Origin of the sequence: Duganella dendranthematis, assembly GCF_012849375.1 — a bacterium.
Lineage (GTDB): Bacteria > Pseudomonadota > Gammaproteobacteria > Burkholderiales > Burkholderiaceae_D > Rugamonas > Rugamonas dendranthematis.
In genome coordinates this window covers 3,269,149-3,282,396 of sequence record NZ_CP051684.1, presented here as the reverse complement: position 1 = coordinate 3,282,396, position 13,248 = coordinate 3,269,149, and the positions used below count along the sequence as shown (strand labels likewise).

4 protein-coding genes, 3 rRNA genes and 1 pseudogene are annotated in these 13,248 nt (G+C 57.9%); 4 read left to right on the top strand and 4 right to left on the bottom strand.

All coding sequences use genetic code 11. The features are described from left to right. Positions 1-176: 176 nt before the first annotated feature. The 4 genes and pseudogenes from HH213_RS14885 to HH213_RS14870 all read left to right on the top strand — a co-directional run. Positions 177-1,043 (top strand): annotated as a pseudogene (locus HH213_RS14885) (YifB family Mg chelatase-like AAA ATPase); the annotation flags it as partial. A gap of 675 nt (positions 1,044-1,718) precedes the next feature. Next, complete coding sequence (locus HH213_RS14880; RefSeq protein ID WP_169112728.1) at positions 1,719-3,419, top strand: M1 family metallopeptidase; 1,701 nt, start codon at positions 1,719-1,721, stop codon at positions 3,417-3,419. Positions 3,420-3,427: 8 nt separating this feature from the next. Beyond that, positions 3,428-3,913 carry a hypothetical protein gene (locus HH213_RS14875; protein ID WP_169112727.1) on the top strand — a complete coding sequence of 162 codons (486 nt, stop codon included), beginning with the start codon at positions 3,428-3,430 and terminating at the stop codon, positions 3,911-3,913. 141 nt (positions 3,914-4,054) lie between these two features. Continuing rightward, positions 4,055-4,396, top strand: a complete 342-nt coding sequence (locus HH213_RS14870; protein ID WP_110847511.1) for a DUF1840 domain-containing protein — start codon at positions 4,055-4,057, stop codon at positions 4,394-4,396. Here the strand turns inward: HH213_RS14870 and HH213_RS14865 are convergent. The 4 genes from HH213_RS14865 to HH213_RS14850 form a co-directional block, all read right to left on the bottom strand. Continuing rightward, positions 4,393-8,187, bottom strand: coding sequence for a two-component regulator propeller domain-containing protein (locus HH213_RS14865; protein WP_229263013.1), 3,795 nt, complete (start codon positions 8,185-8,187; stop codon positions 4,393-4,395). The two genes, HH213_RS14870 and HH213_RS14865, sit on opposite strands and share 4 nt — an antisense overlap. Positions 8,188-8,360: 173 nt before the next feature. After that, a 5S ribosomal RNA gene (gene rrf, locus HH213_RS14860) occupies positions 8,361-8,473 on the bottom strand. 118 nt (positions 8,474-8,591) lie between these two features. Beyond that, positions 8,592-11,464, bottom strand: a 23S ribosomal RNA gene (locus HH213_RS14855). A gap of 180 nt (positions 11,465-11,644) precedes the next feature. Further along, a 16S ribosomal RNA gene (locus HH213_RS14850) occupies positions 11,645-13,175 on the bottom strand. The 16S, 23S and 5S rRNA genes sit together here, the layout of an rRNA operon. Between the last annotated feature and the right edge of the window lie 73 nt (positions 13,176-13,248).

The following is a 13,248-nucleotide window of genomic DNA, read 5'->3' as shown; positions in this document are numbered from 1 at the left end:
CGTGAATAGGATTAGCCATTCACATAGGATGAAACCCATCTCCGAATATCCCATAACCTACTATGGAATATTATATTAACACAGAGAAACGCTTTCCTTTAAGCAGCCGTTCATTTTTCACAATGTTGAGACATACCGCTGGTGTCACGTCATGAGCAGACAAAGGCTCAATTGGACACAATGTCCTGATGGTGGGGCCGCCGGGCGCGGGCAAGACCATGCTGGCCTCGCGCTTCGCCGGCCTGCTGCCGGAAATGAGCGACGAGGAAGCGCTGGAGTCCGCCGCCGTGCAGTCGCTGACGGGCGGCTTCCGCATCGAGCAATGGAAGCACCGGCCCTTTCGCGCGCCGCATCACACTTCTTCCGGTCCGGCATTAGTGGGCGGAGGCAGCGTGCCGCGTCCGGGCGAGATTTCGCTGGCCCATCGCGGCGTGCTGTTTCTCGACGAGCTCCCCGAATTTAACCGACACGTCCTGGACGTATTGCGTGAGCCAATGGAGTCGGGCCGCATCACGATTTCGCGGGCGGCGCGGCAGGCGGATTTCCCTGCCCACTTCCAGCTGATTGCGGCGATGAATCCCTGCCCCTGCGGATACACCGGTCACGCCAGCGTCGCCTGCCGGTGCACACCGGATATCATCCTGCGCTATCAAAACCGGATCTCCAGCCCGCTGCTTGACCGCATCGACATTCAAATTGAAGTCGCCTCGGTTTCGCCTGAAACCCTTGCGGCCGCAGCAGATGGCGAACCCTCCGCAGCGATTGCCGCGCGAGTACAGGCAGCCACCACGCTACAACTGAATCGCCAAGGCAAGCGCAACCAATACCTGACGCCGCGCGAGATCGACCACTACTGCAAACTCGACCGCCTCAGCAAATCCAAGCTCAAGCAAAGCATGGAATCCTTCCATTGGTCGGGCCGGGCCTACCACCGCATCCTGCGCGTAGCACGCACCATCGCCGACCTGGCAAAAAGCGACCGCATCGAGGAACCACATATGAGCGAAGCGATCCAATATCGACGCGCCCTGCTCAAAGACTAGCCTCAAAGGAGAAGCATCATGCCGTCCACGACTTTCCTTAGCAGCGCAGAAGCGGCCTACATCGCAGGACTCAGCGAACCTGTCATCCATAGCGCAGTAGCAAACCACGTGGTCTCTGAACCATTGATCCGCCAAGGATCCGAATGACACATCTCCCGGCTCGCTGAGACGGTCGTCGGTTCGCTTGCGGACGGCTTGCCCTTGGCGGAGCTCAACGAATCGTATGCCTTGCTGACGGAAGATTTAGTCGAGTCAGCTCAAATCTATACGCAAACGCATCCGACGCAAGAAAGAGCCCGACGCATGTCCGAGACACATCCGGATTGGAAAGTAACCAGCATCACTCAGGTTCATCTATCAGAAAATGAGTGGCGCCTGTTCCTCGACGAGTGTCTGTCCCCAAGCCTGGTGGGCATGGCAATTGACGCCGGTTTTGAGGCAACGTGCTCGAGAGATCGAGGGCTCCTGGGAGCAAAGCGCAGCGAACCGATCTGACTAACCAGGTATTGGAAGTATTCGAGCAAGAACGCAGAGTAATCACATTGATCAGCTACGATCTATGCACGCCAAGCGGCTAACGCCAATATAAAAAGTGGCTCGGGCACTGTATCTACATACCAAGTCTTGCCAGCTTGCTGCTATATTTGCTCGCAGCTCACTCACTCCAGGACCACGATGACCCGTTTGCCTCTGTATCTCGCCGCCAGCGCCGTGCTGGCCGGCTGTGCCACGACCCAAGTGCCGCCCACCGATTTCACGTCCAACTCCGGCAGCCCGCGCGCGCCCGAACAGCTGGCGGTGACGTTTGAAAAAGTCGATCTGGCGCTGCGCGTCGATCCGGCCACCAAGAGCATTCGCGGCGACGCCGCCCTGATCTTCCTGCTGAAAGAACCGCTGACCCGCATCGCCGTCGAACTCGACCGCAACCTGCCAATCGACAGCGCCAGCGTCGACGGCGTCACGCTGGCGCCCGCCGCCATCAGCAATCCCGACGGCCGCCTGTACCTGACGCTGCCGACACCGCTGCAAGCCGGCGCCCGCACCACCGTGCGCATCCAGTACCACGGTGTGCCGCACGTCGCGAAACACGCGCCGTGGGACGGCGCCTTCACCTGGAGCCAGACCAAGGACGGCCAGCCGTGGATCGCCACCACCGTCGAAGGCGAAGGCTGCGATATGTTCTGGCCCTGCATCGACCACCCGATGGGCAAGCCGCAGCTGATCGATCTGCACATCACCGTGCCGTCGCCGCTGGTGGTGGCCGGTAACGGCGTGGCCACCGGCATGGAAGAGAAAGACGGCTGGCGCACCTACAACTGGCGCGCCAAGAACCCCAGCACCTACGGCGTCGCCCTCAACATCGGCCCGTACGAGATGCTGTCCGGCGACTACGCCAGCCGCTTCGGCAACACCATTCCGCTGCGCATGTGGTACCTGAAGGGCCACGATGAGGACGCCAAAGGCCTGTTCGCCGAGTTCACGCCGATGCTGGATTTCTTTGAATACCGCGTCGGTCCGTACCCGTTCGGCGACGAGAAAATGGGCGTGGTCGAAACCCCGCACCTGGGCATGGAGCACCAGACCATCAACGCCTACGGCAACGGCTACGCCAAGTCCGCCTACGGCTACGACTGGCTGCTGCACCACGAGCTGTCGCACGAATGGTTCGGCAACCAGATGACCAATGCCGACTGGGACGATATGTGGCTGCATGAAGGCTTCGGTTCCTACATGCAGCCGCTGTATCTGGAATCGCTACGCGGTGAACGCGACTTCCAGGCCGAGCTGTTCAACTTCCGTAAGTCGCTGTCGAACAAGGCGCCGGTGGTCAGCGGCAAGACCCAGCGCATCGAGGACATCTACGAAGAGGCGCGCGGCGGCCCCGGCAACGACATCTACACCAAGGGCGCGCTGATTCTGCACACGCTGCGCAACCTGATCGGCGACGATGCCTTCTTCACCGCCACCCGCCGCATGGTGTACGGCACCGCCACGCCAACGCCGGGCAACTTCCAGCCACGCTGGAGCAGCACCAAGGAATTCGTCCAGTTCAGCAACGAAGCCAGCGGCCGCGACCTGAACTGGTTCTTCGACGCCTACCTCTACCACGCCGCGCTGCCGGAACTGGTGGAGGAACGCAGCGGCGACAAGCTGACGCTGCGCTGGAAGCTGAAAGATGGCGGCGCCTTCCCGATGCCGATCGAAGTGCGCGTCAACCAGCGCATCGAAAAGCTGCCGATGAGCGATGGCGTCTGCGTGGTCACCGTGCCGCCGCACGCCATGGTAACCATCGACCCGATGTCGCGCGTGCTGCGCCAGCAGCCATGGATCGACGCCTGGAAGGCCGCTGACGAGAAGAAGAAGTCCAAGCGATGAGGACGCGCATGCCGACACTGTTACTGGCGCTGCTGACGGCCGTCACCTTGTCGGCATGCAGTCCGAAGTACGACTGGCGCGACTACCGCAGCGCCGACGCGCCGTACAGCGTGCTGTTCCCCGGCAAGCCGGCGACGCAGACCCGCCCCATCCACCTCGACCAGTTGCCGGTCAGCATGACCATGACCGCCGCCAACATCGACGGCGTGGTGTTCGCCGTCGGCAGCTCGCAACTGGCCGACGCCGCCCAGGCGCCGACCGCTCTGGCGGCGATGCAGAGCGCCATGGTCAACAACATCGGCGGTATCATCACCAGCAGCAAGCCGCTCGCCAACGGCGCGGTGGAAGTGGATGCCAGCGGCAAGACCATGCGCCTGATCGGCCGTTTCATCGCCAAAGACCGCCGGGTTTACCAAATCGTCATCATTGGCGCACCGCAAAAAATCGAGGCCGAGCAGGCTGAAACATTCTTCACTTCCCTTAAATTCCTCTGAAAACCGAAGTATTCGCTTAGGGAATCCTTAATCGGGGTGCGGTAGCGCCTAAACAGGGGTCGCAAAGTGTTGTAAAGTTTCAGTTATGTATTAAAGTCTTAGCTAACGGACGTGCCGTTGCCGAACCAGGAAAGTGCCGCTATGTTAATTGCATTCAAATCAAAATCCAGCCCGGAAGTATTGATGTACCAGGAACACGCACAGCGCATCCTGGACCTGTTGCATAAGAATCCTACCCGTGGCGTGATCACCGCAGCCGAAGCCGCGCAGGCGCTGTCGGTACTGGAACATGAAGTGGCCGAAACCCGGCTGCACCCGGAAAACGACGTCGAGCACGACGCCCACGCCCACGAACAGGAAGAAGGCGAAACCAAGGAACATGCGGCATCGCAACGGGTCGGTTTCTCCGCCCGCGCTTACCCGCTGCTGGAAATGCTGCGTACCGCCAAGGCGGAAAACGAGCACATCATCTGGGGCATTTAATCCCCCGCCAGGGACGCCTTCAACGGTAAATCCATCGTGAAGCGCGTCCCGACGCCCACCGCACTGTCCACCCGTATCGAACCATCCAGTAGCGACGTCACGATGTTGTAGGTGATGCTCAGGCCCAGTCCGTTTCCGCCCTGCCCCAGCTTGGTGGTAAAGAACGGATCGAAGATGCGCGCCTGATGCTCCGTCGAAATCCCTCTGCCGTCATCCTCGAACACGATGCGCACCCGGTCGGCGCCCAGTTGCACCGCCCACATGCGCATGACGCCCCCCTCGCGGTCCTCAAACGCATGCAGCAGCGCGTTATTGATCAGATTGATGACCACCTGGCCGTACGGACCGGGGAAGCTGTCCAGCACGATATCTTCCGGCATCTCTACCGTAATCTGGTGCCCCGCCTTGCGCACCTGGTTCTTCATCGTCATGACGATCTCATTGCTGGCCTGATGCAGATTGAACAGGCGCCGCTTGGCGCTGGCCTGGTCCACCGCCACCTGCTTGAAACTGTTGACCAGCTCGGCCGCACTGCGCAGGCTGCGCATCAGCAGCGTCGACGCCTCGCGCGAGGCGTCAAGGAAACTGCGCAGGTCGGAGCGGCGCAGCGTATTGCCGTTGTTGAGCAGCTCCATCTCGCTGGTCTTGTCTTCCAGCGTGCTGGCGATCACCAGGCTGTTGCCGATCGGCGTATTGAGCTCGTGCGCGACGCCCGCCACCAGCGAACCCAGCGCCGCCAGCTTCTCGCGCTCGACCAGTTGCTGCTGGGCGTCGCGCAGCTGGCGGTAGGAATCGGCATTCGCAAACGCCACCGCCACGTAGGAGGCCAGCGTGGTCAGCATGTCGAGGTCGATGCGCTGGTACGCATGGGTGCGATAACTGTGCACGGTGATCACGCCGCGCACCTGGCCGCCGACCGAGATCGGCACATAGATCAGCGAGCGCGGCTCGGTCGGCAAGGTGCCGTCTTCCAGCGTGCCCATGTCTTCGGCGCCGGACACCAGGTCCAGGCTGCCGATATAGCGGCCGTACTCCTGCTCCAGATCGTTGATGAAGACTTCCTGATTATGCTGGATGCACCAGACCGCCAGCTGGTTCGGCTCGCGCATGCTGCGGGTGTACGGCGTGTAGCGCTTGCCGCGCTCCATCGCGAACGGATACTCGATCACCTCCTGCTGCGGCCGGTAAATGCCGATGCCGAACACGCTGGCGTCCATCAGCGCATGCACCTGCTGGTACAGCAGCGACATGATGGCCTCGCTGTCGAGGTTGGCGGTAATGCGGCGGCCGATGTCCGACAGCAGCGAAATATTGCGGTGCGCCAGCTCGACGTTTTCCTTCTCGCGCTCGATCGACTCCTTCTGCCGGACCAGCTCGTGCGTGCGGCTGTCGACCTCCTGCGCCAGCTCCTGCTTCTGCCGCACCAGCAGGCGGATGCGGATGCGGAACAACAGGTAAGCGCTCCCCAGCACCAGGCACACGGCCAGGATGCGGAACCACCAGGTCTTCCACACCGGCGGCGCGATCGTCACCGTCACCGATGCCGGCGCAGCGCTCCACACGCCATCCTTGTTGGCGGCCTTGACGCGGAACACATATTGGCCGGGATCGAGATTGGTATAGGTGGCGAAGCGCTTGCCGGCGTCGGCCGTCACCCAGCCGGGATCGAAGCCCTCCAGCTGGTAGGCGTAGCGGTTGCGCTGCGGGTCCGCATAGTGCATGCCGGCAAACTCGAACGAGAACACCGCATCGCGGTACGACAGCGACAGCGCCTTCAGGCTGCCGAGCGGCCCGCGCCCCACGGCGGCGGCCGGCAGCGGCGTGCTGAGGATCGATTGATTGAAGATGGAAAAGTCGGTGATGGCCACCTGCGGCGGTTCGGGATTGTCATGAATCTGCGCCGGCTGGAACGCCGTCACGCCCTCCAGTCCACCGAAGTACAGTGTGCCATCCGGCGCGCGGTAGCCTGAACCGACGAAATACGAGCCGTCGATCAAGCCATCGCGCGCCACGTAATTCCTGAACAGGCCGGTCTCCGGATTGAACTGCGAGATCCCCGCCGTCGTGCTGATCCACAAGCGGCCTTGATGGTCCGGCAAGATCGCACCGATCGGATCGTAGGAGCGGCCATTGGCCGGTGGATAGACCCGGAAGCTGAGTTTGCCATTGGCGCCCATCTGCGCCATGTTCAGACCGGCAGCGGTGCCGATCCACATCCGCTGCTGCGGGTCCTGATACAGATAGTAGACGCGGTTGTGACTCAGGCTGTCGGACTTGGTCGCATGGTGGCGATAGCGCTCGAACTTGCCGCTGCTGCGGTCCAGACGGTCCAGGCCGTTCTCGGTGCCAACCCACAGATTGCCCTGCGGGTCTTCCAGCAGCGCATACACGCGGCCGGACAATTTTTCGGCGTCATCCGTGTCGGACAGATACGTCTGCACCGCCAGCGTTTGCGGATCGATGCGATACAAGGCCGAGCGCGACCCCACCCAAATCATGCCGTCCTTGGTCACCATGATGCGCTGGATCGCCCGCGCCTGCGGATCGTCACTCAGCGGCAAGGCGTGGAAATCGTTACCGCCGGCATCGCGCCAGAACAAGCCGCTCGGCGAACCCAGCCACAAACGGCCGCTCTGGTCGGTGGCCAGCGCTCCCAACGCATCCGGCGGGAGCGATCCCGGTCGCTGGTCGGCATTCGACGTCAGCGTGGCCGTACCTCGTGCCGGGTCCAGCAGGACCAGCCCCTGCGCCAACCCCAGCCACAGCTTGCCATCCGGTGCGCCGGCGATGGCGCGCACCTTGTTGCCGCCGATGCCAGGCAATACGCCGCCCCGTTCGGTGTAGCGCTCGAAACCGCCGCTGTTGAGGTCGACGCGATCGACGCCGCCGTACCAGTTGCCGACCCACAGCGTGCCGGTGCGATCCTGGTACAGCGAGCTGACCTGGGTGTCGCTAATGCCGTAACGGTTCAGATTGTCGCGCGGGTAGCGATAGAAATGGCCGCTGGCCGGATCGCGCCGGCGCAGGCCGTCGCTAAACGTGCCCAGCCATAAAGTGCCGTCGCTGTCGTGCATCAGCTTGGTCATGCGCTGTTGCGCCAGCTCGGCCGGGATTTCGACCGCCAGCCGTTCGGCCGACCGGCCGCTCACACGCCATGCCTGCACACCCTTGAGCGTGCCCGCCCACAACACGCCGTCCGGCCCGATCGACAGCGACATAAAGCTGTTTTCCGGCCGGTTTTCCTGGGTCCCGAAGTGAAGAAACTGCGTGCTACCGGCCGGCAGCAACTCCAGGCCTCGGGCTGTGCCCAGCCACAAATTGCCATGCCCGTCGCTGGCCATCGTCGCTACGCGGTCATCGTTAATGCTGTCCTGATCGCCATCGGCGTGGCGCAGCGTTTGCAGCTTGCCACTGGCCATGTCGAGGTGCTGCAAGCCCTCAAACGTTCCCAGCCATAAGCCCTGTTTGCCATCGCTGACAATATTGCTCACCGCCGCCTTGGACAGCACATGGGTAAACACCTGCGTGGCAGGATCGTAGCGGTCGAGCCCGCTCCTGCTGCCGATCCATAAGCGGCCGGCGGCGTCTTCATACAAGGCCTGAATGTAGTTATCCTGCAGACTCTGGGGATTGGTGGGATCGTTTTTGAAAGCGGTGATGCGGTAACCGTCAAACCGGTTTAGTCCGGCCTGGGTGCCTAGCCACATATAGCCCTGGCGGTCTTGCACCATGCTGGTGACCGACTCCTGCGTCAGCCCCTGCTCCACCCCCAGATGCTCGAAACGCAGCATGAGCGGGGCCGCGCGGGCTACCGTCAACAGCGCCAGCAACAGCAAAGCACAGACACAACGCATTACATGAGGCATAAGATGGGGTTGCATACCAGATATCGACCCATTTTAATGCACAAAAGCAAAAAAGCCCCAACCAGTTTTATACCGGAAGGGGCTTTTTCTAATAACTAGCTTGACGATAACCTACTTTCACACTGGTTGCAGCACTATCATCGGCGTAGAGTCGTTTCACGGTCCTGTTCGGGATGGGAAGGGGTGGGACCGACTTACTATGGTCATCAAGCTTTGACTTGTGTGCTCTGCAGCCAACGGCTGCACAGCGAATCTGGGAGAAGTAAAGTTTAGTTGTTGGGGTAGCACCACTCATCATCAGAGTAAATGCGCATAACCGTCAAGGTTATAGGGACAAGCCGTACGGGCAATTAGTATCAGTTAGCTTAATGCATTACTGCACTTCCACACCTGACCTATCAACGTCCTGGTCTCGAACGACCCTTCAAAGAGCTCAAGGCTCTGGGAAATCTCATCTTAAGGCAAGTTTCCCGCTTAGATGCTTTCAGCGGTTATCTCTTCCAGACTTAGCTACCCGGCAATGCCACTGGCGTGACAACCGGTACACCAGAGGTCTGTCCACTCCGGTCCTCTCGTACTAGGAGCAGCCCCCTTCAAATTTCCAACGCCCACGGCAGATAGGGACCAAACTGTCTCACGACGTTTTAAACCCAGCTCACGTACCACTTTAAATGGCGAACAGCCATACCCTTGGGACCGGCTACAGCCCCAGGATGTGATGAGCCGACATCGAGGTGCCAAACTCCCCCGTCGATATGAACTCTTGGGAGGAATCAGCCTGTTATCCCCAGAGTACCTTTTATCCGTTGAGCGATGGCCCTTCCATACAGAACCACCGGATCACTATGTCCTACTTTCGTACCTGCTCGACTTGTCAGTCTCGCAGTTAAGCACGCTTATGCCATTGCACTATCATCACGATGTCCGACCGTAATTAGCGTACCTTCGAACTCCTCCGTTACACTTTAGGAGGAGACCGCCCCAGTCAAACTGCCTACCATGCACTGTCCCCGATCCGGATAACGGACCAAGGTTAGAACCTCAAACAAACCAGGGTGGTATTTCAAGGTTGGCTCCACAGAAACTGGCGTTCCTGCTTCAAAGCCTCCCACCTATCCTACACAGATTGGTTCAAAGTCCAATGCAAAGCTACAGTAAAGGTTCATGGGGTCTTTCCGTCTAGCCGCGGGTAGATTGCATCATCACAAACATTTCAACTTCGCTGAGTCTCGGGAGGAGACAGTGTGGCCATCGTTACGCCATTCGTGCAGGTCGGAACTTACCCGACAAGGAATTTCGCTACCTTAGGACCGTTATAGTTACGGCCGCCGTTTACTGGGACTTCAATCAAGAGCTTGCACCCCATCATTTAATCTTCCAGCACCGGGCAGGCGTCACACCCTATACGTCCACTTTCGTGTTTGCAGAGTGCTGTGTTTTTATTAAACAGTCGCAGCCACCAGTTTATTGCAACCCGTTCGCCCTACTGAAGTAAATCAGCCAAGCTACAAGGGCGTACCTTTTCCCGAAGTTACGGTACCAATTTGCCGAGTTCCTTCTCCCGAGTTCTCTCAAGCGCCTTAGAATACTCATCTCGCCCACCTGTGTCGGTTTGCGGTACGGTCTCGTATGACTGAAGCTTAGAGGCTTTTCTTGGAACCACTTCCGATTGCTACGTGCACAAGTGCACTCGTCCCACTCCCTTGAATTACGCGCCCGGATTTGCCTAAGCGCCTTCTATGAAGCAGAAACTGACTATTCCAACAGTCAGACAACCTTCCGCGATCCGTCCCCCCATCGCATCATACGACGGTGCAGGAATATTAACCTGCTTCCCATCAGCTACGCATCTCTGCCTCGCCTTAGGGGCCGACTCACCCTGCTCCGATGAACGTTGAACAGGAAACCTTGGGCTTACGGCGTGGGGGCTTTTCACCCCCATTATCGCTACTCATGTCAGCATTCGCACTTCTGATACCTCCAGCATCCTTTACAAGACACCTTCGCAGGCTTACAGAACGCTCTCCTACCATATGCTAAAAGCATATCCGCAGCTTCGGTGACTGGCTTAGCCCCGTTACATCTTCCGCGCAGGACGACTCGATCAGTGAGCTATTACGCTTTCTTTAAATGATGGCTGCTTCTAAGCCAACATCCTGACTGTTTTAGCCTTCCCACTTCGTTTTCCACTTAGCCAATCTTTGGGACCTTAGCTGGCGGTCTGGGTTGTTTCCCTCTTGACGCCGGACGTTAGCACCCGACGTCTGTCTCCCAAGCTCGCACTCATCGGTATTCGGAGTTTGCAATGGTTTGGTAAGTCGCGATGACCCCTAGCCATAACAGTGCTCTACCCCCGATGGTGATACTTGAGGCACTACCTAAATAGTTTTCGGAGAGAACCAGCTATTTCCAAGTTTGTTTAGCCTTTCACCCCTACCCACAGCTCATCCCCTAATTTTTCAACATTAGTGGGTTCGGACCTCCAGTGCGTGTTACCGCACCTTCATCCTGGCCATGAGTAGATCACTTGGTTTCGGGTCTACACCCAGCGACTATCGCCCTGTTCGGACTCGATTTCTCTACGGCTTCCCTATTCGGTTAACCTTGCCACTGAATGTAAGTCGCTGACCCATTATACAAAAGGTACGCAGTCACGGAACAAGTCCGCTCCTACTGTTTGTATGCACACGGTTTCAGGATCTATTTCACTCCCCTCCCGGGGTTCTTTTCGCCTTTCCCTCACGGTACTGGTTCACTATCGGTCGATTACGAGTATTTAGCCTTGGAGGATGGTCCCCCCATATTCAGACAGGATTTCTCGTGTCCCGCCCTACTTGTCGCACGCTTAGTACCACCGGTCTGATTTCATGTACGGGGCTATCACCCGCTGTGGCTGCCATTTCCAGAGCATTCCATTATCAGTCCGACTATCACGTGCAGGCTCTTCCCATTTCGCTCGCCACTACTTTGGGAATCTCGGTTGATTTCTTTTCCTGCAGCTACTTAGATGTTTCAGTTCGCCGCGTTCGCTTCACACACCTATGTATTCAGTGAGTGATGACCCAAAGGGCCGGGTTTCCCCATTCGGAAATCTGCGGATCAAAGCTTGTTTGCTAGCTCCCCGCAGCTTATCGCAAGCTACTACGTCCTTCATCGCCTGTAATCGCCAAGGCATCCACCATGTGCACTTATTCACTTGTCCCTATAACCTTGACGGCTATAGTTCTTAGCATTTACTACTTTGTGATGATGAGTTTTACTACCCAGGCATGTATCTGTCGACACACACCTAATAAAACTTTACTTCTTCCAGATTGTTAAAGAACGATACAGCAGATAAGTGTGAGCACTTGGCATGTTCCGAAGAACCTGCAAACTCTAGAAAGGAGGTGATCCAGCCGCACCTTCCGATACGGCTACCTTGTTACGACTTCACCCCAGTCACGAATCCTACCGTGGTAAGCGCCCTCCTTACGGTTAAGCTACCTACTTCTGGTAAAACCCGCTCCCATGGTGTGACGGGCGGTGTGTACAAGACCCGGGAACGTATTCACCGCGACATGCTGATCCGCGATTACTAGCGATTCCAACTTCATGCAGTCGAGTTGCAGACTACAATCCGGACTACGATACACTTTCTGCGATTAGCTCCCCCTCGCGGGTTGGCGGCGCTCTGTATGTACCATTGTATGACGTGTGAAGCCCTACCCATAAGGGCCATGAGGACTTGACGTCATCCCCACCTTCCTCCGGTTTGTCACCGGCAGTCTCATTAGAGTGCTCTTTCGTAGCAACTAATGACAAGGGTTGCGCTCGTTGCGGGACTTAACCCAACATCTCACGACACGAGCTGACGACAGCCATGCAGCACCTGTGTAATGGTTCCCTTTCGGGCACTCTCCAATCTCTCGGAGATTCCATCCATGTCAAGGGTAGGTAAGGTTTTTCGCGTTGCATCGAATTAATCCACATCATCCACCGCTTGTGCGGGTCCCCGTCAATTCCTTTGAGTTTTAATCTTGCGACCGTACTCCCCAGGCGGTCTACTTCACGCGTTAGCTGCGTTACCAAGTCAATTAAGACCCGACAACTAGTAGACATCGTTTAGGGCGTGGACTACCAGGGTATCTAATCCTGTTTGCTCCCCACGCTTTCGTGCATGAGCGTCAGTTTTGACCCAGGGGGCTGCCTTCGCCATCGGTGTTCCTCCACATATCTACGCATTTCACTGCTACACGTGGAATTCTACCCCCCTCTGCCAAACTCTAGCCTTGCAGTCACCATCGCCATTCCCAGGTTGAGCCCGGGGATTTCACGACAGTCTTACAAAACCGCCTGCGCACGCTTTACGCCCAGTAATTCCGATTAACGCTTGCACCCTACGTATTACCGCGGCTGCTGGCACGTAGTTAGCCGGTGCTTATTCTTCAGGTACCGTCATGAGGCCTAGATATTAGCCAGACCCTTTTCTTCCCTGACAAAAGAGCTTTACAACCCGAAGGCCTTCTTCACTCACGCGGCATTGCTGGATCAGGCTTGCGCCCATTGTCCAAAATTCCCCACTGCTGCCTCCCGTAGGAGTCTGGACCGTGTCTCAGTTCCAGTGTGGCTGGTCGTCCTCTCAGACCAGCTACTGATCGATGCCTTGGTAGGCTTTTACCCTACCAACTAGCTAATCAGATATCGGCCGCTCCAGGAGCATGAGGTCTTGCGAGCCCCCACTTTCATCCTTAGATCGTATGCGGTATTAGCGTAACTTTCGCTACGTTATCCCCCACTCCAGGGTACGTTCCGATATATTACTCACCCGTTCGCCACTCGCCACCAGAGCAAGCTCCGTGCTGCCGTTCGACTTGCATGTGTAAGGCATGCCGCCAGCGTTCAATCTGAGCCAGGATCAAACTCTTTAGTTTAATCTCTGTTTGTGACCACTGCTGGTCACTGGTTCGCTCTTCTCAAAAATACTGACAGTATTTCTACTGAATA

What these genes read in the sequence shown, in the direction of transcription:
- HH213_RS14880 (WP_169112728.1), top strand. Translation starts at nt 1,719, where the DNA reads ATGACCCGTTTGCCTCTGTATCTCGCCGCCAGCGCCGTGCTGGCCGGC.
- HH213_RS14875 (WP_169112727.1), top strand. Translation starts at nt 3,428, where the DNA reads ATGCCGACACTGTTACTGGCGCTGCTGACGGCCGTCACCTTGTCGGCA.
- HH213_RS14870 (WP_110847511.1), top strand. Translation starts at nt 4,055, where the DNA reads ATGTTAATTGCATTCAAATCAAAATCCAGCCCGGAAGTATTGATGTAC.
- HH213_RS14865 (WP_229263013.1), bottom strand. Translation starts at nt 8,187, where the DNA reads ATGCTGCGTTTCGAGCATCTGGGGGTGGAGCAGGGGCTGACGCAGGAG.